18 protein-coding genes are annotated in these 22,876 nt (G+C 66.2%); 12 read left to right on the top strand and 6 right to left on the bottom strand.

Annotation, left to right across the window (positions count from 1 at the left end):
- Positions 1–33: 33 nt before the first annotated feature.
- The 4 genes from ACJMKZ_RS02905 to ACJMKZ_RS02920 all read right to left on the bottom strand — a co-directional run bounded on the left by ACJMKZ_RS02905 (position 34) and on the right by ACJMKZ_RS02920 (position 3,659).
- On the bottom strand, positions 34–699 hold the full coding sequence (locus ACJMKZ_RS02905; protein WP_405231691.1) for a PEP-CTERM sorting domain-containing protein: 666 nt from the start codon (positions 697–699) through the stop codon (positions 34–36).
- A 538-nt stretch (positions 700–1,237) separates the two neighbouring features.
- Entirely contained in the window at positions 1,238–2,284 is a 1,047-nt protein-coding gene (locus tag ACJMKZ_RS02910; protein ID WP_405231692.1) for a cytochrome-c peroxidase, read from the bottom strand.
- 147 nt (positions 2,285–2,431) lie between these two features.
- Complete coding sequence (locus tag ACJMKZ_RS02915; protein ID WP_405231693.1) at positions 2,432–2,995, bottom strand: c-type cytochrome; 564 nt, start codon at positions 2,993–2,995, stop codon at positions 2,432–2,434.
- Positions 2,996–3,266: 271 nt separating this feature from the next.
- Positions 3,267–3,659: a GFA family protein gene (locus ACJMKZ_RS02920; protein ID WP_452233297.1), complete on the bottom strand. Its 393-nt coding sequence runs from the start codon at positions 3,657–3,659 to the stop codon at positions 3,267–3,269.
- A 131-nt stretch (positions 3,660–3,790) separates the two neighbouring features.
- Between ACJMKZ_RS02920 and pdxR the strand changes: the two genes are divergently transcribed.
- The 6 genes from pdxR to ACJMKZ_RS02950 all read left to right on the top strand — a co-directional run bounded on the left by pdxR (position 3,791) and on the right by ACJMKZ_RS02950 (position 13,755).
- On the top strand, positions 3,791–5,674 hold the full coding sequence (pdxR, locus tag ACJMKZ_RS02925; protein ID WP_405231694.1) for a MocR-like pyridoxine biosynthesis transcription factor PdxR: 1,884 nt from the start codon (positions 3,791–3,793) through the stop codon (positions 5,672–5,674).
- Between the two features lie 50 nt (positions 5,675–5,724).
- Positions 5,725–6,591: a carbon-nitrogen hydrolase family protein gene (locus tag ACJMKZ_RS02930; RefSeq protein ID WP_405231695.1), complete on the top strand. Its 867-nt coding sequence runs from the start codon at positions 5,725–5,727 to the stop codon at positions 6,589–6,591.
- Positions 6,591–7,787 (top strand): MFS transporter, encoded by a 1,197-nt coding sequence (locus ACJMKZ_RS02935; RefSeq protein WP_405231696.1) that lies wholly within the window; start codon positions 6,591–6,593, stop codon positions 7,785–7,787. Before ACJMKZ_RS02930 ends, ACJMKZ_RS02935 begins: the two co-directional genes overlap by 1 nt.
- A 93-nt stretch (positions 7,788–7,880) precedes the next feature.
- Positions 7,881–10,388 carry a TonB-dependent receptor gene (locus ACJMKZ_RS02940; protein ID WP_405231697.1) on the top strand — a complete coding sequence of 836 codons (2,508 nt, stop codon included), beginning with the start codon at positions 7,881–7,883 and terminating at the stop codon, positions 10,386–10,388.
- Between the two features lie 21 nt (positions 10,389–10,409).
- A complete protein-coding gene (locus ACJMKZ_RS02945; protein ID WP_405231698.1) occupies positions 10,410–12,020 on the top strand; it encodes a tetratricopeptide repeat-containing sulfotransferase family protein in 1,611 nt (536 codons plus the stop codon).
- A 121-nt stretch (positions 12,021–12,141) separates the two neighbouring features.
- Positions 12,142–13,755 carry a serine hydrolase gene (locus tag ACJMKZ_RS02950; protein WP_405231699.1) on the top strand — a complete coding sequence of 538 codons (1,614 nt, stop codon included), beginning with the start codon at positions 12,142–12,144 and terminating at the stop codon, positions 13,753–13,755.
- Between the two features lie 30 nt (positions 13,756–13,785).
- Here ACJMKZ_RS02950 and ACJMKZ_RS02955 read toward each other — a convergent pair whose 3' ends face one another.
- Positions 13,786–14,070: a DUF4242 domain-containing protein gene (locus ACJMKZ_RS02955; protein ID WP_405231700.1), complete on the bottom strand. Its 285-nt coding sequence runs from the start codon at positions 14,068–14,070 to the stop codon at positions 13,786–13,788.
- A 104-nt stretch (positions 14,071–14,174) separates the two neighbouring features.
- On the opposite strand from ACJMKZ_RS02955, the gene ACJMKZ_RS02960 reads away from it, so the two are divergent.
- A complete protein-coding gene (locus ACJMKZ_RS02960) occupies positions 14,175–15,107 on the top strand; it encodes a LysR substrate-binding domain-containing protein (RefSeq protein WP_405231701.1) in 933 nt (310 codons plus the stop codon).
- Between the two features lie 76 nt (positions 15,108–15,183).
- Here the strand turns inward: ACJMKZ_RS02960 and ACJMKZ_RS02965 are convergent, their stop codons facing one another.
- Positions 15,184–15,711, bottom strand: coding sequence for a hypothetical protein (locus tag ACJMKZ_RS02965; protein WP_405231702.1), 528 nt, complete (start codon positions 15,709–15,711; stop codon positions 15,184–15,186).
- Positions 15,712–15,997: 286 nt separating this feature from the next.
- On the opposite strand from ACJMKZ_RS02965, the gene ACJMKZ_RS02970 reads away from it, so the two are divergent.
- From ACJMKZ_RS02970 to ACJMKZ_RS02990, 5 genes are all read left to right on the top strand, one after another.
- The gene (locus ACJMKZ_RS02970) at positions 15,998–16,198 is read left to right on the top strand and encodes a hypothetical protein (RefSeq protein WP_405231703.1); all 201 of its coding nucleotides are present in this window, start codon (positions 15,998–16,000) and stop codon (positions 16,196–16,198) included.
- Positions 16,199–16,371: 173 nt separating this feature from the next.
- Positions 16,372–19,032, top strand: coding sequence for a serine/threonine-protein kinase (locus ACJMKZ_RS02975; RefSeq protein ID WP_405231704.1), 2,661 nt, complete (start codon positions 16,372–16,374; stop codon positions 19,030–19,032).
- Positions 19,033–19,216: 184 nt separating this feature from the next.
- The gene (locus ACJMKZ_RS02980; RefSeq protein ID WP_405231705.1) at positions 19,217–20,527 is read left to right on the top strand and encodes a pectin acetylesterase-family hydrolase; all 1,311 of its coding nucleotides are present in this window, start codon (positions 19,217–19,219) and stop codon (positions 20,525–20,527) included.
- A 25-nt stretch (positions 20,528–20,552) separates the two neighbouring features.
- Positions 20,553–20,798, top strand: coding sequence for a hypothetical protein (locus tag ACJMKZ_RS02985; protein WP_405231706.1), 246 nt, complete (start codon positions 20,553–20,555; stop codon positions 20,796–20,798).
- A 149-nt stretch (positions 20,799–20,947) separates the two neighbouring features.
- On the top strand, positions 20,948–22,870 hold the full coding sequence (locus tag ACJMKZ_RS02990) for a winged helix-turn-helix domain-containing protein (protein ID WP_405231707.1): 1,923 nt from the start codon (positions 20,948–20,950) through the stop codon (positions 22,868–22,870).
- Positions 22,871–22,876 lie beyond the last annotated feature (6 nt).

Genomic DNA, 22,876 nt, shown 5'->3' on the forward strand with positions numbered 1-22,876 from the left:
GCGGGGCTTTGACGGACGTTAAGTGAGCGGTGACTAGACTTGCTTCCGCCTGCGAGTGAATGCCAGGCCGATCAGACCCATGCCCAGGAGCGCAATAGTCCCGGGCTCAGGAACGCGCGTCAGGGAGAAGCCGTTGACGAATACGTTGCAACAGACACCTTGATCGCTGAAGTCTATCCGGCCCTGCAATATGGCGACGCCGGTCGCATCAGTAAAGACACGGAAATTGGCAACCTGAGCGTCCAGGCCGGTCGGATCCGGGCTATCCGGGATGCTAAGCGCCACCCCGTTCCAGAGCATGTTGCGCCCGCCGTTACTGACATCGTCGAAGGCCCACAAGCTGACGTCATACCATGCCGATGCCGCCAGGCCGGAGATAGAAATATCGACACCGGCGGGATTGCCGACTTCGGTATTCCGTTCGTCAGCAAATACGAAATCACGCCACATGTCGTTGTTCGCAGTGTCACCCCCGGTGCCGTCGGTATTGCCGGCGCCCCGGTCGCGGTCGTCCAATATCACGCCGCCCACCGCATCGAAGGTCACACCATTGATTCCGTCCAGATTAGCCGCGATCCAGCCATCCAGCGTGATATTTGTGCCACGGTCATTTACGTCGTAGAGGATAGGCGTCGCACCAGCGGCGCCCGCAAACAGGAGTGCTGCCAAAGCGAGTGAAGTCCGTTTCGTCGATATCATGTCCATGCTCCTCTGTGCGGCGAGATCACTAGTGGGATAGCAGGCACATATCGTGCCAAGGCGGCTATAGACACAATTTTCAATACCTTGCCGTCGCGACTAAATCCGTTACAGAGGACACTGTAAGATATTTCGACACCCGCGAATCAAGGCGCCTCGCTGTTGAGGCGCCGGACATTCGACTAGCCGGTATCGGCGCTCTGTATGGATTCGGTGCCTGGCTGCGTCCGCAGCAATCGAATCGAGCCGAGCTCACTGATGGACTGGTTGATGTGACTATAGTTCGGGCGGGTCGTACCAACGAGAGCAGTCACTACGGCGAAAAGCGCTGGGCCGATAGCGCCGCATAGCAACACCGGTTTTCGTCGATTCGTAGACACGATTGACACCAGGGAGGCAAACAACCCGCTCATCCCGCGAGCTTCTGCATAAGGTCGCTAGCGGTAATCCTGCCTCAGAGCGCCGCCGGGGTCGCTGCCCAGGTATCGCGTTTGGAACGTAGGAGATGGCCCCCCGAAAGAGGCCATCTCTGGTCGGCTCAATCCTGCGGGCGCGGCGTATCGGCAACGCTGGGCGGCAGTACCGGATAGATCACCTGCGGCTGCTCGCCGGTCAGGCTGAGCAGGAACCCGGTGATGAGGTCGATCTCCTCGTCGCTCAGTTCCGCGCCCAGCTGGCTCACGCCCATGATGCCGACTGCCTGACGCAGGTCCCAGACCTTGCCGCTGTGGAAATACGGCGGGGTCAGTTCGACGTTGCGCAGCGTCGGTACCTTGAAGACGTACTCGTCACTCACGGTGTTGGTGACCTGGAAACGACCCTTGTCGTCCGGCGGCAGGATATCGGCGCCGGGTTTCTCCACCACGCCGAACGGCGCGTACTGGCCGCCGCCGATGTTGATGCCGCTGTGGCAACCGGCGCAGCCCCTGTTTATGAAGAGCTGCAGTCCGGATCGCTGGTCCGCCGTGAGCGCTGACTCGTCGCCGGTGAGGTAGCGATCGAAGGGCGCGTCCGGCGTCAGCAGCGTCGCCTCGAACAGCGCAATGGCGTCACGGACGTTCTCGAAGGTGATCGGGTCGTCGGCGTCCGGGAAGGCGCGGTCGAATGCCTGCACATAACCGGGAATGCCCCGCAGCTGCTCGACCACGTGTTTCTCGGTCGTGCCCATCTCCACCGGATTCACCAGCGGGCCGCCGGCCTGCTCCTCGAGGTCCTCGGCACGGCCATCCCAGAACTGCGCGGTGTTGAATACGGCATTCAGTACCGTGGGCGCATTACGGCCGCCGCGCTGCCAGTGATGGCCGATGGAGGTCTGCTGCAGGTCCACGCCGCCCAGACCGACCATGTGGCAGGAATTGCAGGAGATGGCGTGGCTCTCCGACAGCCGGGGCTCGAAGTAGAGCATCCGTCCGAGTTCGAGTCGCTCCGGTGTGGCGGCCACACCGGAGAGGGTGGGCGGCTCCTGCGGGATGGGTTTGAACAGGCTCTCGGCCTGGCTGCGCAGCGCATCCTGCGCATGGGCACCTGCTGCGGCCGCGAGCAGCACGCCCGCGGACAACAGAACTCTCAGTCCATTCCGTTTCATGAGGAATCTCCTTTTCCTTCGGCGTTGCACTCCGATTTTCGCGCCGTGAGACGGGCAACGTCATGAGGGTTCTCCGCAAGACGCGCGGGATCGGAACCCCGGTGCCGGCCGTATCGGCACGGCCGGCACCGGGGGTTCAGGACGGGTTTACGGTTGCAGGTCCGCCGTACGATCCGCCGGCATCGTCGGGATCATCCAGAGATACGGGGTGGACGGCTCCACATCGGCCGCCAGTGCCCCCGGCGTCGGCTCACCCCTGGCGCCCAGGAAGCGTACGTACCGGTACATCGCGCGCATGTCCTGCTCGCTCAGACGGTTGACGTTCATCCAGGGCATGGGCGGACGGTCCTTGCGGTGCGTGAGCATGGCTACCCAGCCGTCTTCGTCGACCGACTGGGCCAGCAGCCTGAGATTGGAGGCATAGGTGGTGCCCCACGGGCCGCGCCAGCCGAGCGGCGAACCGGTGAGCCAGTCGCTCTCGGCGACCTGCCCGCCGTTCTCGGAATAGCCGGCCGTGTGACAGTCGTTGCAGCCGGCGACGGTTATGAGATAGCGGCCCGCCTCGATTTCCGAGGCCGCCTGGACGTGGGGTTTCGACTGGGGGGCGGCCTCTGCGCCGGGGTCCGGTCCCTCGGCGAGGCTGGAAGAGACAACGAGACACAGGGCGATTGCGGCGAGCGCGTTGCGCTCAGGCATGAAATGGGTCGTCATGGGTGTGGATCTCTCGCAGAAAAGCCAGAGACACTGGTCTGGCGGCAGGCCTGATCTCTCCATTCATCCCCCGCCCTCGGGCCGGGGAACCCGTCAGGCCAGATTAGTCTACGCCGATCGCCGATGCCGGCAAGAACAAAAAAATGAGACAAAACAGCCGGTTGAAGTGCGTCGGAATTGGCGGCTTCGCGCGCAAACGAGGCCTCGGGCCCGTTCGGCTCCTCGAACAGCGATTTCTTCGGGAAGCAGATCAGGCCAGTGATGTGCGCGGTCAGCCGGCAGGTTTCCCGACGGTCAGGGCAGTCCACTTCGGAAATTCCTCTTTGAAGGCTACGCCGGTCGATTTGAGATCGTGAGGCGACTCCACACAAGCGACGGCCATATGGACTTCGCCGGGCCATTTATCCGATCGGAACAGAATCCTCGTTCCACATGCCGAACAGAATCCCCTTTCCGACTCGGGTCCGGATCGATACCAGGTGAGCAGATCCTCGCCGGCGTCGATGCGGAACGCAGGCGTTTTCACGCCGACCCAGCAAACAGCTGTTGCACCGTGGGCTTGCCTGCAGGATTGGCATACACAATCGGCAACGAACCTCGGCGGGCCGGAGAAAGAGAACCGGACCGCGCCACACATGCATGCTCCATGATATTCCTTGTTCACGTCGATCCCCCGGCACCAGAATCGCGAGCAATAATGAGGTCGTACTCATCTACGCCGCCGTGCGGCCCGGCGACCCGCTGCTGCTACTATAGACCCCTCGCGGGGAGTATACGGATACCCGCCGAAACAGCATGCGCGACACCCTCATCTACCTGGACCCCGACAGCCAGCTGAATCTGCAGAACCAGATTCGCCGGAAGCTGGTGGACGGCATCCTCTCGGGCGCGCTGCCGCCGGGCCACAAGCTGCCCTCCAGCCGCAAGCTCGCGCAGCAGCTGGACGTGGCGCGAAACACGGTGGTGCTGGCGTATCAGCAACTGATCGCGGAGGGTTATCTCGTCAGCCGCGCGCGCAGCGGCATCTTCGTGAGCGAGGAGATGCTGGAGAACCGGGTGGGTTATCGCGGTGAGGTGGTGCCGGCGAGCGCCGCCCAGTCGGAGGCGTGGCAGAAACGAACGAAGCGCCCGCTGATCGCGACCCGCGCCCTGGCCCAGGACCTGCCCAACTGGAACCGCTACCCGTATCCGTTCATCGACGGTAAGTTCGACGCCTCGCTGTTCCCGCTGGCCGAGTGGCGCGAGGCCTCGCGTCTGGCGCTGAGCGTCGACGACGTCCGCCAGTGGTCGGCCGGCAGCGGCGATGCGGACGATCCCATGCTGATCGAGGAGATCCGCAGCAAGATCCTGAGCCGGCGCGGCATCCAGGCAGGCTCCGACGAGATACTGATCACCCTCGGCACCCAGAACAGCCTGTATCTCATCAGCCATCTGCTGGCCGACGCGAGCGTCACCGCGGCCATCGAGGAACCGGGCAACAGCGAGATGCGCGAGCTGCTGCGCCAGAACGCCGCCCGCATCCGGCCCCAGCCCGTGGACGAGGAGGGTCTGGTGGTCGACCGGCGTCTGGAAGGCTGCGATCTGGTCTACGTCACGCCGAGCCACCAGGTACCCACGGCGGTGCTCATGTCGGCGAAGCGTCGCCGCGCACTGCTCGCCGCCGCGAAGGAGCACGACTTCCTGATCGTGGAAGACGACTACGAGTGCGAGATCAACTACCGGGACCAGCCGATCCCGGCGCTCAGAAGCATGGACGACAGCGGCCGGGTCATCTACGTGGCGAGTCTGTCCAAGGTGCTCGCGCCGGGCATCCGGCTCGGGCTGATCGTGGCCGATGCGCGGTTCATCGAGCGGGCGCGGGCGCTCAGGCGCACGATGATGAACCACCCGCCGCGCAACAATCAGCGCGCGGTCGCCTTCTTCCTCTCGCTGGGTCATTACGATGCGCTCATGCTCCGGCTCGGCCGGGTGCTGCAGGAGCGGCGTCTCGCGCTCCGCGATGCCCTGAACTGGATGCGCGGCGTGCCCATGGAGATCTCGCCGGAGGTGGGTGGCACCACTTACTGGGTGCGTACCCCAGACCACTTCGACGTGGGGGGATTCGCCTACGATGCCGCGCAGCACGGCATCCTGATCGAGCCCGTGCGGCATTACTACGCCGCGGCCGAGAACGCGGAGAACTGCTTCCGCATGGGCGTGACCAGCCTGCCGGTAGAGCAGATTCGCCCGGGTGTGACGCGGCTGGTGGAACTCATCCGCAGCCGCGTGAAGGGCCAGGTGGAGCAGCTTGCCACGACGACCGGCGAGTGGCTCACCGGTGATGATCTGGTCCGCGCCATGAGCGGCGCCACCATCCTCTACCGGGAGGTATACGGCGCGCCGTGCACCATCAAATACCACACCGACGGCACCATGACAGGCGTGCTCGGTTACTCCAACGAGGAGCAGGACCGCGGCCACTGGCGCATCGCCGACGACGTCTGGTACCGCCAGTGGAGCCGCTGGAACTACGGTGAGGAGAAGGGCTACTCCATCGTCATCGACGGCGATCAGATCAAGTGGTTCAATGCGGACGGTCAGATGGTGGACTCTGCATTCATCCTGCGCGGCACCGATGCGGCCGCCGACTCCGACCTGCCGGCCTGGTCCATCACGCACCACCAATCTGGACCTATCTAGCATTCCCGATCGCGGGTAATTTGAGCCTCCTGACCCGGGGGAGTGCACCGATGAGCGTGATCGGCATAGCCGCGCTGCAACTGGAAGCGGCCAACGGCGACAACACGGATTCCATGGCGGCGGAGATCGACGCGGTGATGCGCCGGTTCCCGTGGGTGGACATGGTGCTGCTCGGCGAGCTGAACGCTTACGGCTCCGATCCGAACTACGCCCAGCCCATGCCGGGAGAGTTCGAGACCCGTTTCGCCGAACTGGCGCGCCGGCACGGCATCTGGCTGGTGCCGGGCTCGATCATGGAGCGGGACCGCGACGCGTGCTACAACACCGCGCCGGTGATCGACCCGGAGGGCCGGGTCATCGCCCGCTACCGCAAGCAGTTCCCCTGGCGCCCCTATGAGAAGGGCGTGACGCCGGGATCCGAGTTCGTGGTCTTCGACGTGCCGGGCATCGGCTGCTTCGGCGTCTCCATCTGCTACGACATGTGGTTCCAGGAGACGCTGCGCACGCTCGCCTGGATGGGCGCCGAGGTCATCCTGCACCCCTCGCTCACCAGCACCATCGACCGCGAGGCCGAGCAGTGCATCGTGCGGGCGAGCGCGGCCATGTACCAGTGCTACTTCGTCGACGTGAACCTGGCCGGGCCGCTCGGCGTCGGCGGCACCATCGTGGCGGGGCCGGGCGGCGAGGTCATCCACCAGGCCGGCAAGGGGCGCGAGATCATGGTAATGCGCCTGGACCTCGAGCAGGTGCGCGAGGCGCGCAGGAACGGCTGGCACGGGCTCGGCCAGCCGCTGAAGAGCTTCCGCGACAGCCGCCTCGAGTTCCCGCCCTACGTGGAAGGGCACGACTCGGAGTATCTGCGCTCGCTCGGCCCGCTGGAGCCGGCGGCCTCCGCGCGCAGGGACGAGAACGGCTGATGCGGGCGGTTGCGCCCAACAGCATGGCGGCGCGGATCTTCCTCGCGTTCCTCGCGACGGCGGGGCTGTTCTACGTGAACATCATGCCGGCGATTGTGGACGGCCTGAAGGAAGGGCTCGATTTCACCGACCGCCAGGCCGGTTTCGCGGCGTCGGCCAACGTCTACGGCGCCGCACTCGGCGCGCTGCTCATCGTCTTCATCGTCCGGCGCATCAGCTGGCGGCCGGTCGCCTACACGCTGCTCGCGACCCTGATCGTGATGGATCTCCTGTCCATGCTGGTGGCGGCGCCCGGGATCATGATCGCCACGCGTTTCGTGCACGGCTGCGTCGGCGGGGCGCTGGTGGGCGTGGGCTTCTCGGTGATCGCGCGGACCCTGCATCCGGACCGCACCTTCGGCGTGCTGCTGTTCATCCAGTTCGGGCTCGGCGGCCTGGGTAACCTCTACATACCGCGGCTGGTCCCGGTGTTCGGCACCGACGTGCTGTTCCTGTCGCTGATCGCCTTCAGCCTGGCCACCCTGGCCATGGTGCCTTTCCTCGGTCCCTACAAAGCCGATCCGGCAGCGAGCCCCGTCGCCGACCCGGAAAAGGCGAAGTCGGCTCTGGTGCCGATCGCGCTCGTGCTGCTTTCCATTTTCCTGTTCCAGGCGGCGAACAACGGGCTGTTCGCCTTCATCATCGGGCTCGGCAAGTTCGAGGGTCTCACCCTCAACTTCATCACCATCACGCTGGCCGTCGCGGGCTGGATCGGGCTGGCCGGCGCCGGTCTGGTCATCGTCTTCTATACCCGCTACGGGCGCACCATCCCGCTGGCGGCGGCCATGCTGGTCACCATCGCCGCCACCTGGGCCCTGCACTACAGCGAGAGCGGCACGGTGTACCTGCTGGCGAACTGCGCCGTCGGCATCACCTGGGCGTTCTGCATGTCGTATCTGCTCGGCCTCGTCTCCGCCTTCGACGAGACCGGCCAGATGGCCGCGCTCGGCGGCTTCGCCTCGAAGCTGGGCCTGGCCAGCGGCCCGCTCGCGGGCGGCCTGCTGCTCGGCGACAACAACTACGGCCTGCTCATCAACCTGGCCGTGATCGCGCTGGCATTGAGCACCATCGCCAGCGTGATACCGGCGCGCCTGAAGGACCGGCCGGCGCCGCCGGTGCCACCGGTGCCCGATGCGCTGGCCGACGAACTGGACTAGCGGGCGACCCGGAACTGGTACTACGCGGCCTCCGGGGGCTCGGGTAATTTGCAATAACCGACGAAATCATCGAGCGGGATCGGGGGGAACCGAATGGAGAAGCAACTGGAACTGCGGCGCAAGCCGCTGGCCGTCGCCGTTACGGCGGCGTGCATGGCGATGTCGGCGAACGCGCCGGCTCAGGAAGGGGCCGGCCCGGTCATCGAGGAGATCCTGGTCACGGCCACCCGGCGCGAGGCGAGCGTTCAGGACATCCCGTACAACATCTCGGCGATGTCGGGGGACTACCTGGTCGACGTCCACAACGTCGTCAACCAATACGACGTGCTGCGGGCCATGTACGGCGTGACCGTCGTGGACCGGGGCTACCGGAACTCGGGCACGGTCAACAACATCGTCATCCGCGGCCTGAACGTGGATAACGGCGCGAACGGCGACATCATGCTGAACGCCGTGCCGACCGTGGCCACCTACTACGACAACACGCCGCTGTTCGCCAACTTCCTGGTGAAGGACATCGAGCGGGTGGAGGTGTTGCGCGGGCCCCAGGGCACGCTGTACGGCTCCGGGTCGCTGGGCGGCACGGTACGCTACATCGCCAATGCGCCCGACCCCCAGGCCTTCGACGCCAGCGCCGAGGTGGACTTCGGCACCACGTCGGGCTCCGGCGGCAACAACCTGGCCTTCGACGGCATGATCAACGTGCCCATCGGCGACCGCACGGCGCTGCGGGCGGCCTACAGCCGTATCGACAACGACGGCGTCATCGACTACGTCAACGTCTACCAGCTGAACGAGTTCCGCGAGCCGCTGATCGACGTGGACGGCCAGTGCGTGGATCCGCGCGAGGCCACCGACCAGCAGATCCTGTTCAACACCGGCTGCTTCCGGGAAGCGGAGGACGCCGATACCGTCGAGATCGACTATTACAAGCTGGCGCTGCGCAGCGACATCACGGACTCGCTGAGCGTGCAGCTGAACTACCACCGCCAGGAAGACGAGATCGGCGCGCGGCGCTCGACCACGGTGGGCGACAACGCCCAGCCGCCGGGCTCCGACCTGTTCTTCGCCTACGGCGACGACGACAGCGGCCAGGTGATCCTGGAGCCGTCCTCGCGCGAGGTCGACCTGGTCAGCCTGGACGTGGAGGTGGACTTCGGCTTCGCCACGTTCACGTCGACCACGTCCACCTACGATCACACGGGCGTGGGCGAGAGCGACAACGGCGGCCTGTGGGCGAGCGGCGGCCGCGACTGGAACTTCCTGTTCTACGGCGGCCAGTGGCCGCGGCCCATCCAGCGTGCCGAGCGCGGCTACGAGGACGAGGCGTTCATCCAGGAATTCCGGCTGGTGTCGAAGACGGGCGAGAGTTTCGACTGGATCCTGGGCGCCTACTGGATGGACCAGGAGACCAGCGTCTACCAGCTGAGCTGGAACCCGGGCATGAACCTCTTCAAGAACGCCTGCCGGGACACGGGCGACGTCATCTGCACCATCGGTGGCATCTACGGCGGCTTCTGGCCGCGCTTCTACGCCGGCGATCTCAGCGAGATCGACTTCGAGTACGTGCGCGATACCGACTACGAGGAGCGCGCCGTCTACGGCGAGGTGACCTACCACTTCAGCGATACCTTCCGGCTGACGGGCGGCTTCCGCTGGTTCGACAACGAGACGGTGAACGACACCATCCTCGGCTTCCCGCTGCCGCCGGGGTCCACCTCGCCCGCCGCGCCCCAGTCCACCGACAGCGACGACGACGTGCTGGTGAAGCTGAACGCGTCCTGGGATCTGAACCCGAGCGCCATGCTCTACACCACCTACTCCGAGGGTTACCGCCACGGCGGCGCCCAGGCGGTGCCGAGCCTCGAGAACGGCGACCCCTTCGGCGAGCCGAATGCCGAGGCCATCCGCACCTTCGAATCGGACTCGGTGCAGAACTACGAGATCGGCATCAAGGGTGGTACGGACGGGTTCCAGTACACCGCCGCGGCCTTCTACGTGAACTGGGACGACCCCCAGCTGAACACGACCTCGGCGTTCTTCGGCTTCTACCTCGCCGCCAACGGCCAGGAGGCCTCCACCCGCGGCATCGAGCTGGAATTCGAGGGCTACCTCACCGACACGCTGCACTACCGGGTGGGTTACACCTGGCTGGAGGCTGAACTCGACAAGGACTTCATCAGTCCGCAGACGGGAGCCGTGGTGGCGCCGGAGGGCTCGGATCTGCCGGGCGCACCGAACAACACCCTGAGCTTCAACGTGGACAACCGCTGGCAGGTGGCCGCCGACATGGAGCTCGTGGTCGGCGTGAACGGCTACTACCAGAGCGAGGCGGAGAACTTCGTCAACCAGTCGAGCGTGCTGAACGAAACCTACGAGTCGTTCCTGCTGCTGGGTACCTCTGCCTCTCTGACCCGCGACAACTGGCAGGCCACCCTGTACGTGAGGAATCTCACCGACGAAGAAGGCGTGAGCGGCGGATTCCCATCGGCCTACTGGAGCTCCGATACCGGCATCTTCGAGAACTGGTACGGCAACGGCAATCGCCGGTTCATCGTGGAGCCGCGCACCATCGGGCTGAGGCTCGGTTACCGGTTCTAGGTGTCGCATAATGTCCGGGCCATGCGCCCGCATCATCCGGACAGCCCGCCACCGGACGCGGCCTCCACGCTGGAGGCCCGCGTGCGGGAGCGGATGCGCAGCGGCGATCTCCGCGGCGCCGCCGCGGTCTGTCAGCAGCTGAATCGTCAGCATGCGGATTACGCGCCGGGCTGGCTGGCGGCCAGCCAGCTCGCGCTGCGCATGCAGAACCCCGGCGGCGCGCTCGCCGCTGCCGGCAAGGCGCTCGAACTCGAGCCGGAACGCACCGTCCTGCTGCTGCAGCAGGGACTCTGTCTCGCGGCGCTAGGCCGCATGGAGTCACTCGGCGAACTCGTCGACCGGCTGCAGAGCCGTCGGCTGCGCACCGCGTTCGAGCATTCCACGCTCGGTCTGCTGCTGACCCGGCTGGAGCGTAGGGAGCAGGCCGTCACGCACTACCGGCAGGCCGTCGCGGCCGAACCCGGACACGCGAAGCACCATTACAACGTGGCGGCGCTCGAGCGCTCCCTCGGCCGCATCGAAGCGGCGGAGTCGTACTTCGACGAAGCCATCCGGCTGGACCCGACCGACTACGAGGCATGGAAGATCCGCTCCGAGCTCCGCGGGCAGACGCCGGAGAAGAATCACGTGGCGGCGCTCACGCAATTGCTGGAAGCGGGTATTAAAGACCCCCGCGGGCGCGTCCACATCCTCTACGCCCTGGCAAAGGAGCTGGAAGACCTCGGCGAGCCGGCCCGCTCGTTCCGGTATCTGCAGGAGGGTGCGGATACGCGGCGCGAGTACATGCGTTACGACGTCGGCCGCGACGTCGAGACCATGGCTGCACTGGAGCAGGAATATGGGGCGGATCGATTCGATGGCGCCGTGCCCGGCGACGACAACGCCGAGGCCATCTTCGTGCTCGGTCTGCCGCGCACCGGCACCACGCTGGTCGAGCGCATCCTCGCGAGCCACACCGACGTCTTCGCGGCGGGCGAACTGACGAACTTCGCCGAACAGATGATGCAGCAGGTGCGCGCCGTCGGCGACACGCCACCGAAGGACCGGGACGAACTGGTCAGGCGCAGCACGCAGCTCGACTTCCGCGCGCTCGGCCGGGCCTACGTCGAGAGCACGCGGCCGTTCACCGGCCATACGCCGCGTTTCATCGACAAGATGCCGCTGAACTTCCTCTACGTGGGGCTGATCCACCTCGCCCTGCCGGATGCGAAGATCGTGAGCGTGCGGCGCCATCCGCTGGATACCTGCTACGCCATCTACAAGCAGCTGTTCGTGGACGCCTATCCGTTCTCCTACGATCTCACCGAACTCGGCCGTTACTATGTGGCCTACGACCGCCTCATGCAGCACTGGGAACGGGTGCTGCCCGGGGTCATGCATACCGTCCGCTACGAGGACCTGGTGGACGACCTGGAATCGGAGGCGCGCGGGCTCGTGGATTACTGCGGGCTCGACTGGCAGGCCCGCTGCCTCGAGTTCCACGCCAACCCGGAGGCGTCCACCACGGCGAGCACGGTGCAGGTGCGCCGGCCCGTCTATCGCACCTCGGTCGGCCGCTGGAAGGACTATCGGCGTGAGCTCGCTCCGCTCATCGAGGCGCTGGAGGCCGCCGGTGTGCCGCTGGAGGAATAGCGCAGCCGGGACGTGCGCGATCCTCGTTCTTCTGCTCGCGGCGACGGGTCACGCGGCGGAACCACGGGTTCTGTCCGCTGCGTTTCTCCTCGGTGACGCTCCGCTCGGCGAGCCGGTGCCGATGTCCGAGTACGCGCCGCCAGCCGAGGCATCGTCGCCCCGGCATCGTTTCTCCGGCATGCTACGTCCGGCGTCGACAGCGGCCGACGGCTTCCGGCTGTTACAGGACGAATTCGACCGGGCGGCCAGCGTGGGCGGGGCGCTGCGTTCGCTCCCGCGCTTCGACCTCGGCTACGTGCAGGACGGCGGCGACCTGGTGCCGCTGACTCACGGCGTGCTGCGCACCGACCATCCCTACTGGGAGCTGATCCTGCAGCCGGGCCGGGCCTGGCAGGAACCCGGCGACGGCGGATGGAGCCGGGCCTCGGTACCGTTTGCGCTGCAGGAGCGTGCCGCCAACTGCACCCACTACGGGGTCATGACCTGGCTGTTCGACGATGCGGGGCGGGTCTCCCGGGCCGCGTGGCAGATCGTCAGCGAGACCTGCGCCTATCTCCGCTTCGACGCCTGGGGCGTCATGGATATCGGTTACGAAGCGGCGGAGGCCGGTGCGCCGGCGGAGGCACAGCTCGCGCGCTTCCGCCGCCACGAGGCCGCGCGCCTGCCGGTGCGCCCGCTCGCCCGCCTGGCCGAGGACCACCCGGGCGTGAACCCCTCGTCGCTCGGTGATGCCGACGGCCTGAAGCGTGGCGACCTCACGGTGATGGGCCTGGTCGCCGGAGGCATCCACTACCGCAGCGATTGCCCGACGCGCTACGGGCCCTATCCTTATTGCACGAGTCTGCCGCTGCCGTCCTATTCCACGGCCAAATCCCTGTTCGCGGGTGTCGGACTGATGCGGCTCGAGCAAATCAGTCCCGGCGCGTCACAGGCGCCGATCGCCTCGCTGATCGAGGCCTGCGATCCCGAGCGCTGGGGCGACGTCACGCTCGAGAACGCGCTCGACATGGCCACGGGCAACTACGACTCGGCGCGGCTGTACGAGGACGAGGATGCCGCCGGCCACCTGGAGTTCATCTTCTCCGACAGCCACGCTGAGAAGCTCCGCCTGGCCTGCGGCCTGTTCCCGCGCCGCGCCGAGCCGGGCACGCGCTTCGTCTATCACACCTCCGATACGTATCTGGTCGGCGCGGCGATGCAGCGCCTGCTCGACAGGGGAGGGCAGGCCGACGTCTACCGGGAACTGCTGGTCGACTCCGTCTGGCGGCCGCTGCGATTGAGTCCGCTGCTGGACGGGACGAAACGCACCTACGACCGCGCGGCCCGGCCTTTCACCGGCTACGGCCTGACCTACGAGGCGGACGACGTGCTGCGCGCTGCCCGCTGGCTCATGGACGGCGCCGGCCGGATCGGCGGCACGCAGGTGCTGGACCGTGCATTGCTGGACGCCGCGCTGCAGCGGCGCCCCGACGACCGCGGGCTCGCGGCCGGGGATGCCCGCGTCCGTTACAACAAGGGGTTCTGGGCTTACGATGCCGGCCCCGATTTCGACTGCGGGCATCCGGTGTGGGTGCCCTTCATGTCCGGTTTCGGCGGTATTGCCATATCCATGTTCCCGAACGGCGTCATCTACTACTACTACTCCGACGGCCATCTGCACCGCTGGGGCAGCGGCCGGGAGGCGGCACACGCCATCGGAGATCTGTGTGACGCGGCGGCGCGGCCCGCCGGATGAACCGGTGCCGGGCCGCTTGCCGGACGCCCGTCAGTTATTCGCCGTCAACGGATCGATGATCTGCGGCACCTCGGTGATGCTCGCCACCGGAATCCCGCTCAGCTCCGCATGCTTGCGCACGGTGTCCTCGTCCTTCGCCAGGTACACGCAGTAGGTCTTGTCGCCGCCCACGTAGCTGTGTTGCCACTGGATGTCCTTGCCCAGCTGGTCGATGGCCTGATTCGAAGCCCGGGCGGCGCCGCAGAGCTCGGTGGTCGACATGGCTCCGACGCCCGGGATCTCGCGCTCGATGATGTATCGCTTCAGTTGTTCCATGGTTCTGCTCCCCCGCTGTGTGTGGGAACTATTTTCTCCGATCCGATCGATCGATCAACGTAAATATTCTTCCTCTTACTAAAGCTGACCTTTATTATTGGCCGATGCCCGGGACGACCCATCTCAGAGCATTGCAGGCCCTGGAGCTGGCGCTACGCACCGGCTCCATGAAGGCCGCGGCGCGGGAACTGGCCATTTCGCCGGCCGCGGTCGGCCAGCGTATCCGCGCCCTGGAAGACTACCTGGGCTACGACCTGCTGGTTCGCGGCCGCTCCGGGTTGCGGCCCACGCGCGAGCTGGAAGCGGCCATGGCGCACCTCGGCGCGGCCTTCCGCGAGCTGGATACGGTCTCGCAGATCCTCGACTTCCAGCGGGTCGAGGAGATCCACATCACCGCCGACCCGGACCTGGCCGAGCTGTGGCTGCGTCCGCGTCTCGAGGCGTTCAAGGCCGAGAATCCGAATTCGCTGTTCTGCCTGAACGGCATCGGCGACGTGCCCGTGCGACTGGGCGACGCCGACTGCGAGATCTGGTTCGGCCGCAGCCGGGGAGACGAAGAAGAGCAAACCCTGTTCCATGACTACCTTCTCCCGGTGAGCTCGCCGGCCAACACGGAGCGCATCTCGAAGCTGCCCGAAGAGAGCCGGCTGGAGGGGTTCCCGCTGCTGCACCTGGACCGCTATACCGTGGATGCCGGGGAGATCGGCTGGAAGGAATGGATCCGGGAGTACGGGCATCGCCGCACGGCGCCGGATCGTGGCATCCGCTACAAGCGGGTGCAGCATGCGCTGGAAGCGGTCTATGCCAACGCCGGGCTGATGATCTGCGGCTTGTCGCTGGTGCTGGCCGAAGTGGAGGAGGGCGGTCTCTCGCTGCCCTTCGACGTCGACAAGGGGACATGGACCAGGGCCGCTTACTGCGTGGCGTTCCGCCCGGACCGCCTGCGGCGTGGCGCGGTGGACCGGTTCCGGGAGTGGTTGCGAGAGCAGGCCGAGGAAACTCTGGGCCGGCTGCAGGCGCGAGTCGGGGTCGCGTGAACCGGGTGATCCGGTGGGTGGCGCCTGAGCGGCCGAGCCGCCCCATGGGAGCGGCCCGGCCGGCGCCGCAGCGTGGTTACTCCAGCAGCCGCGGATTGACCTTCGTGAATATTCCGTCCGGGTTGTGCCGCCACACCCAGACATGCAGAGTCCAGAGGCTCCCATCCGTGAACGGCGTCCAGACGTCGCTGTCGCCGGTGAATCCCTCCGGAGCCGGGAGTGTGCAGACCGGCGGTCCGCCACAGAGAGTGACGTACTCGATCGCGCGCAGCTCGGCCTTGCCGCCCTGTCCCGGGGTGCAATCGGCGTAGATGAGGATCTCGGGCCGCTCCGCTTCGAACCGGTCGTCCAGCAGGCCCTGGTTGAGCAGATGGCAGCCAACGCCGTCCAGGAAGAAGCCGATGTCCACGAAACCGTCGGCGTAGGCGGCGTCGATATCGTGGTACCGGGCCGTGGCTTTGCGGGCTGCCGCCAGCTCCGCGTGCATTTCAGCCGCTGCCGGTGGTGCGGCGGATGCGACCTGTGCGAGCGTGATGCTCTGCACGAGCAGCATCAGCGCTGCGAATGTCGAAAATGCCCTTGTGCTGATCATTTTTGTTGTCATGGCGAAACCTCCAGTTTGTCTTCTGTACTCGTCGACGCCCGATCGGATTGCGGTCGACCGGACGTCGATTCGATTTTCAGTAAGGGAGATCTTTCGGCAAGCTAAGATTTCTTTTTGCCATTAAAGATAATCTTTACCGGGAGCGGAGCATCCCGCGCGCGCGCCGTTCCGGACGGTCGTCGCTTGAAATTTTACTTTTGGCATCAATGTCTAACGTATAAGCGGTCGATACGAGACCAGCGCCGACCGTTCCCGATCACAAAGCCGGCGAGCAGGAGTAAATGCGATGACCGAAGAAGTGACAGCGATCTACGGCGACGCGACGGCCGTCAAGAATGTCGAAGAAGATCTTCGTGCGCTTGGTATTCCCAGTGAAACCATCTACGTCGACCGGGACAACCGGAAGGTACGGGTGAAGACCGCCGAATCGACGAAAGCCGAGATCATGGAAGTGCTGAAGCGGCACGAACCCGTGGAATTGAGCTGAGAAGGCCACGGGAAGATTCCGACAACGGGGTGTAGGCGTTACTCCGGACCGTTCCGGCTACTGACTGTCCCCACGCAGCCTGCGGCTACCCCCGCCTCTTACCCGAACCGGCGCATGGCGGCGCGGTTTCGGCTACCCTCCTGCATGACGGGTAAGTCTCGCAGGATGACCGCGTGGCCGCCGACCGCTTCCAGCGCGTAAAGCAGATATTCAACCAGCTCGCCGATCTTCCGCCGGACGAGCGCGCTGCGCGACTGGATGCCGCCTGCGGGAGCGACCGGGAATTGCGTGCCGAGGTCGAGGCGCTGCTCGCGGGAGCGGACGCCTCGGACGCTACCCTCCGCCGAGCCGTCGGCAGCGTGGCCGCGGAAGCGCTGGAAGACTCGCCCGCTTCCAGTGTCGGCCGGCTCTACGGTCCCTGGAGGCTCACGCGGCTGGTCGCACGCGGCGGCATGGGCGCCGTGTATCTGGCCGAGCGCGCCGACGGCAGCTACGAACAGCAGGCGGCCGTGAAGCTGGTGAACGCGGCGCTGATGTCACCGTTGGCCCTGCGGCGCTTCGACGACGAACGGCGGATCCTGGCGCGGCTCCAGCACCCCAACATCGCGCGCCTGATCGACGGTGGTAAGACGGCCGACGGCGAGCCCTGGCTCGCCATGGAATACGTCGACGGCCTGAGGATCGACGAGTACTGTCGAGCCCGGGGTCTCGATACTCCCGCGCGGCTCGCGCTGTTCCGCAAGGTCTGCGCCGCCATCGACTATGCCCACCGCAACCTCGTGGTCCACCGCGACATCAAGCCCTCGAACATACTGGTGGACAGCGAGGGTGAACCGAAAGTGCTCGACTTCGGCCTGGCCAGACTGTTCGAGGACGAAGGCAGCCGGGCAGCACCCACCGTGACCGAGCGCCGTGCGCTCACGCCCCTCTATGCGAGCCCGGAGCAATTGAAGGGGGAGCCGCTGACGATCTCGACGGACGTCTATTCGCTGTCCGTCCTGCTCTACGAACTCCTGGCCGGCACGAGTCCTTACGAGGCAAGCGCCAACGACCCCGCCGCATTGCACTTCGCCATCTGCGACGGCGACCGCGAACCCCCGAGCCTGGCCGCCACGCGGGACGCTGGCGTCGGCTCCGGGGACGGGCGCGAGGCTGCGCGCGCGCTCAAGGGCGACCTCGACAACATCGTCTTGAAGGGCATGCGCGCCGAGGTCGAGCGCCGCTACGGCACGGTGAGCGAGCTCGTCGAGGACATCGATCGCTACCTGCGCGACGAACCGGTGATGGCGCGGCCGGACACCTGGCAGTATCGCACCTCGAAGTTCCTGAAGCGCCGGCGCAGCGCCGTGCTGGCGAGTGCGGGCGTCATCGCCGTTATAGCGACACTGAGCACGCTGTTCATACAGCGCATCATCGCCGAGCGCGATGCGGCGGAAGCGGCTCAGGCACGCGCGGAACAGATGACGGCGTTCCTCACCGATCTCTTCGCCAGCGCCGATCGCTTCGAGAGCGCCGGCGAAGAAATTACGGTACGCGATCTGCTCGACGCGGGTGCCGCACGCATCCGCACCGAACTCGCGGACCAGCCGGTCGAGCGGGCGCGGCTGATGCAGCGCATCGCCGACACGTACAACGCGCTCAGCCTCAACGAGGAGGCGGCGGCGCTGTCGCGGGAGGCGTGGGACATCCGGCGCGAAGCCCTCGGCGACAGGCACGTCGAGACACTCGGTTCGAAGCGGAATTATGCGGATTTCGCGCGGCTGGCCGGCAACGACGTCGACGAGTCGATCGCCCTGCTGCGCGAGGTGCTGGCCGCGCAGATCGACACCGTGGGCCCGGCCTCCCACGAAGTGGCCTCCACGCGCAACGCCATAGCGACGGCGCTGCGCTACAAGGGGGATCAGCTCGGCGCGCTGGGGGAATTCCAGGCGGCGCTCGCGATACTCGAGGGTCTGCCGCCAGGGCACGGCGACCGCCGTTTCCGGGTGAACGTGCTGAATCAGATCGGCAACATCAACGAGTCCCTGGACGATGTCGACGGGGCCATCGGCCATTACCGCCGGGCGCTCGATATTCTGGAGGAGCGCGGTGAACCGAATCATCCGCTGGTGGGCGCGCTGCTGAACAATATCGGTGTCGCACTCCGCCGGCAGGGCGACCTGGAAGAGGCGCTGACGTACCTGGAGCGCGCGGTGGAGCACACCCGTCGGGTCCTCGGCGAGGAGAGCGAGGACTACGAGGTGCAGCTATCGTCGCTCGGCAGGGTGCTGGGTCAGCTGGGCCGTTTCGAGGAAGCCAACCGGGCGCTCGACCAGGCGCGCGGCGTGGCGGAAAAGCTCTACGGCACCGATCACCCGTTCTATGCGTGGCACCTGGTCAACAAGGCACGGATGCGCCAGCTTCAGAACGATCACGCGGCCGCGCTGGCCCTGCTCGACGAGGCGATCCCCGTCTACCGGGCCGCCTACGGTGACTATCACCCGTTCCTCGCCGCTGCGGAGATCGGTTACGCCGTGTCCTCTTTCGAGACGGGAGACGTGCAGGGCGCCGCGGCACAGGCCCGCGAGACGCTGGATCGCATGCGTGAGTATCCCGATCACGAGCGCCACGTGGAGGCGCTCGGCCGAAGCATCCTGGGCCGGGCGCTCGGCCGCCTCGGTCACGATGTCGAGGCAAGGGAACTACTCACCGGCGCGGTCGCGAGCCAGCGCGAGCTGTACGGCGACGAGCATCCGCTCACGGCGCAGACCGCCGGCTACCTCGTGGAGTTCCTGGACGAGCGCGGCGAGACCGGCGAGGCCGATCGGTATCGGGGGCTGACGGCGGCGCGTTGACCGCCCCGGCCGGTCGCTCTCCGGCTTATCCTGTGCTCGTCGTATGAGCCCGTATTATGTTATGTGGCCTGTAGTGACACTCGGAAGCTTGCTACTCTGCCATGGTTAGTCGAGCGACCTCAGAACACCAAGTAATTCGTCGCCGACCAACCGATATGTCTTGCCTGAACAACGAGGGGGAGCGATGAAAACTCTCAGGATACGAATACCTGCCGCCCTGGTCGCGCTGGCGCTCGGCTTGTCCGTCAACGCCCATGCCGCCAAGAACGAATGGGACAGAATCGATCTCGAAGGACCGATCGAGGTTACGCTTTCGGACGGCAGAACCCGAATGCTGGAACCGTCCTGCAGCGGTGGTCCGAAACCGGTCCTGAACGAGAACGGCGATCCCACCGGCGCAATCGAGCCGGCAAATACCGATTTCTTCTTCTTCGTCCAGAGAGGCAATCCCAACAGGCTGCTCGTCGGACTCGACGGTGGCGGTGCGTGCTGGGATGCTGTGACCTGCATCGGTTCGCCGTTGCAGGAAGAGCTGGGCGTTCTTCCGCCGCCGCTCGATCAGCTCATCGAGGACTCGACCTACACGCAGGAACTGGACGAGACGGCGGAGGGCCTGGCACAGGCGGGCGGCATCTTCGATGCGCGCAATCCCGACAACCCGTTCGCGAATTACACCAAGGTATTCATTCCCTATTGTTCGGGTGACATTCACTGGGGCTCGAAGGATACCGAGTACACGCTGGGGCCGATTACCTGGACCATCCGCCATCGCGGCTCGGACAATCTGCTGGCCGTGGTCGACTGGCTGAAGAAAAACGGGCGCGAGGCCTACAACATCGACTTCGACCGGACCAGGGATCTCATGGTGACCGGTGCCAGTGCCGGCGGCTACGGCGCGACTTTCGCCTTCCCGTATATCGCCGAGCTCACGCCGCGCGCGCGGCTGAACCTGGTCTCGGACGCCGCCATCGGCGTGACGACGACCAGTTTCTTCAAGACCGCGATATACGACCCGGCCACGGGGACCGCGAACTGGGGCACCGAGAAGAATCTGCCTCCGGTCCTGGACGAGGCGGCCCTTGCTGCGCGTGCGGATTCCGGCAACCCCAGCGCTCTCTCCCGGGACGTTTTCGGTTATACAGCCGCTTTCTATCCGGACGCGAAGCTCGCTTCTCTCACGACGAATCTCGACCTCGTCCAGGTCGGTTTCTACGCGTTGGCGAGGCTCGCCGATGATCCGACCGTGCCGTCCGAACAGATTGCGTTGGAGTGGTACACGACGATGGCGACCGAGACGTTTCTGACGTCTCAGTTCATCCCGAACTATCGCTACTACATCGAGGACGGGACGTTCCACACGTTCATCGGCAGCGACGTACGCACCTACGGTCCCGGTGCAGAGGGCGTCCCGCTCGCGGAATGGCTGCGCGCGATGACGAAGCCCGGCAAGCGCACGTGGGAGAACCTGGACGACGGACCGCCGTCGGGTCCCTGATCTCCCGCCGTTTCCGACGTAGCGGATGACGAGCGCCGCCAACCACGGCATTCACATCTCCGACTGCTCGCTGGCCGACGACTGCGGCGGCGGTTCCGGCGGCGGCGGCGAGGCCGGCGACGGATCTCTCTGGGTGCTGATGGAGAACTCCACCATCGACGAAAACCTGGACGAAGGCGTGGACATGGCCGAGGAAGAGGGCGACGGCGACCTGCAGATCAATGTGCGCAGCACCACGACGGTGGGCAACGACGACGGCGAGCTGCGTTGATCCGCAGCCCGCCGGCACGCCGGCTGACGGAAGCCCCGCCTCTGCGCGGGGCTTTCTATTTTCCGGATACTACGTGGGGGTGACGTGCCGTATCTCGGGCTTCCGCTATCGCTCTCCGCGCTATACTGAAAGCCTTGGGGGGCACAAACATGACGCCAGCCGGCGACTTCACCAGGGGCTTCTTGCTCGGGTCGCACACCGTCCTCCCGGACCGCGGGGAGATCGTCAGCGCGTCCGGTGAGGCGCGCCATGTCGAGCCGAAGGTGATGGACGTGCTCCTCTGTCTCGTCGGACAGAAGGGCGAGCTCGTCACCAAGCAGCAGCTCGTCGACGCCGTGTGGGATGGCCGCCCGGTTACCGACGAGGTGATCGCCCGCTGCATCTCGGCGCTGCGCGGCCATCTCGGCGACGACCACAAGTCCCCGAAATTTGTCGAGACGCTGCCGAAGCGAGGCTATCGGCTCATCGCGGAGGTTGCACCACTCGAGCCGGGACAGCGCACCGAGACCGCCCCGCGGAGTAAGCGTTCGCTCGGCCGGCTGGCGGCGGTTTTCATCCCCGTCATGGCCGCCATCGGCTGGTGGGTGCTGCAGGACGGCGGGCCGGAGCGGGCCGGCAACAGCATCGAATCGATTGCCGTGCTGCCGTTCACGAATATGAGTGCCGAGGACATGCAATACCTCGCGGACGGCGTCACGGAGGAGCTCACCTACGCGCTGGCGCTGGAGCCCCGGCTGAAGGTCGCCGCGCGCACCACCGCCTTCCAGTTCCGGAATACGGCACTCGACGTCCGCGAGATCGGTGACCTCATCGACGTGGACAGCATCATCGAGGGGAGCGTGCGGCGGGAAGGCGACCGGTTGCGCGTGACGGCACAGCTGATCGACGCCCGTAGCGGCTACCATCTCTGGGTGGCGTCGTTCGACGGCCGCATCGACGACGTCTTCAGGCTTCAGCGGCAGGTGGCGGACAGGGTCCGCGAGTCCATCGGATCCGGCGAGATCGACGGACCGGCCCCGGTCCGTTCGGAGCCCGCCAGTTTCGTCGCCTACGATCTCTATCTCCGGGGCCGCTACGCGCTGCATCTGCGCGGATCACCCGCTCTCGAGCGGGCCATCGGCCAGTTCCGCGAGGCAATAGCGCTGGATCCCGGCTTCGGACCGGCCTACCTGGAGCTGGCCAACGCGCTGCTGCTCCTGCCGAGCTACAGCAGCGATTACGGCGAGGATTCCTACGACGATGCGCTGCGGGTGATCGAACAGGGCATGCAGGCCGATCCTGCCATTGCCGATGCGGCGGCCGCGGTCAACGGCTACATCGCCACCAAGCGGGGGCAGTGGCTGGCGGCCGACCGGGCGTACCAGACCGCGCTCGGTGCGCCGCAGGCCTCGTCCACGACCCACCAGTGGTACTCGTACATGCTGGCGAGCGTCGGACGCTTCGACGATGCCCGGGAACAGGCGCGCCAGGCGCGCCGGCTCGATCCGCTGTCCCCCGTCGTCGTCAGCCGGCTCGCCATCCTCAACCTCTGGGCGGACGACGATGCCGTGGCGGCGGAGCAGTTCGCCGTGGCCAACGAGCTCGGCATCCGCAGCTCGCTGCACAACGAGGCGCAGTTGTTGCTGCTGGTCCGTCGGGGGGAGATCGAGCGCGCGAGGGAACTCATGCGGCAAGCCAGCCAGGGGGCGCTGCCGGTCTGGCTGGACGCCGCGCTCGACTGTGTCGGCAACAGTAATCGCTGCGACGAGGCCACGGCGGTGATCGAGGGTGAGCAGGGGATCCCGCCACGGGTCCGGCTGATCGCCTGGGCGGTGCTCGGGCGCTCCGGGCGTGTGGCAGAGGTCGCCGGCCTGCTGGCAACCGATATCGACGCCTTCGAACCGGAACTTCTGTTCATCCGCGAGCTCTCCGGCTTCCGGTCCGATCCCGCATTCGACCGCCTGCTGGACGCCACCGGCATCCGGGCCTACTGGGCCGAGGCAGGCTGCCGCCGGGTCGAGGACCACGTGGCATGCGGCAGCGCCGCCACCGCCGGGGTAGACGGCCCGTACGCCTCCTCAGGGCTTCCTTAGAGAAAA

The organism is Lentisalinibacter salinarum (assembly GCF_040706555.1).
GTDB lineage: Bacteria > Pseudomonadota > Gammaproteobacteria > Steroidobacterales > Woeseiaceae > Lentisalinibacter > Lentisalinibacter salinarum.

Excerpts from the sequence above, each read along its gene's own strand:
- ACJMKZ_RS02905 (WP_405231691.1), bottom strand. The coding sequence starts at position 699 with ATGATATCGACGAAACGGACTTCACTCGCTTTGGCAGCACTCCTGTTT.
- ACJMKZ_RS02910 (WP_405231692.1), bottom strand. The coding sequence starts at position 2,284 with ATGAAACGGAATGGACTGAGAGTTCTGTTGTCCGCGGGCGTGCTGCTC.
- ACJMKZ_RS02915 (WP_405231693.1), bottom strand. The coding sequence starts at position 2,995 with ATGACGACCCATTTCATGCCTGAGCGCAACGCGCTCGCCGCAATCGCC.
- pdxR (WP_405231694.1), top strand. The coding sequence starts at position 3,791 with ATGCGCGACACCCTCATCTACCTGGACCCCGACAGCCAGCTGAATCTG.
- ACJMKZ_RS02930 (WP_405231695.1), top strand. The coding sequence starts at position 5,725 with ATGAGCGTGATCGGCATAGCCGCGCTGCAACTGGAAGCGGCCAACGGC.
- ACJMKZ_RS02935 (WP_405231696.1), top strand. The coding sequence starts at position 6,591 with ATGCGGGCGGTTGCGCCCAACAGCATGGCGGCGCGGATCTTCCTCGCG.
- ACJMKZ_RS02940 (WP_405231697.1), top strand. The coding sequence starts at position 7,881 with ATGGAGAAGCAACTGGAACTGCGGCGCAAGCCGCTGGCCGTCGCCGTT.
- ACJMKZ_RS02945 (WP_405231698.1), top strand. The coding sequence starts at position 10,410 with ATGCGCCCGCATCATCCGGACAGCCCGCCACCGGACGCGGCCTCCACG.
- ACJMKZ_RS02950 (WP_405231699.1), top strand. The coding sequence starts at position 12,142 with ATGTCCGAGTACGCGCCGCCAGCCGAGGCATCGTCGCCCCGGCATCGT.
- ACJMKZ_RS02955 (WP_405231700.1), bottom strand. The coding sequence starts at position 14,070 with ATGGAACAACTGAAGCGATACATCATCGAGCGCGAGATCCCGGGCGTC.
- ACJMKZ_RS02960 (WP_405231701.1), top strand. The coding sequence starts at position 14,175 with ATGCCCGGGACGACCCATCTCAGAGCATTGCAGGCCCTGGAGCTGGCG.
- ACJMKZ_RS02965 (WP_405231702.1), bottom strand. The coding sequence starts at position 15,711 with ATGACAACAAAAATGATCAGCACAAGGGCATTTTCGACATTCGCAGCG.
- ACJMKZ_RS02970 (WP_405231703.1), top strand. The coding sequence starts at position 15,998 with ATGACCGAAGAAGTGACAGCGATCTACGGCGACGCGACGGCCGTCAAG.
- ACJMKZ_RS02980 (WP_405231705.1), top strand. The coding sequence starts at position 19,217 with ATGAAAACTCTCAGGATACGAATACCTGCCGCCCTGGTCGCGCTGGCG.
- ACJMKZ_RS02985 (WP_405231706.1), top strand. The coding sequence starts at position 20,553 with ATGACGAGCGCCGCCAACCACGGCATTCACATCTCCGACTGCTCGCTG.
- ACJMKZ_RS02990 (WP_405231707.1), top strand. The coding sequence starts at position 20,948 with ATGACGCCAGCCGGCGACTTCACCAGGGGCTTCTTGCTCGGGTCGCAC.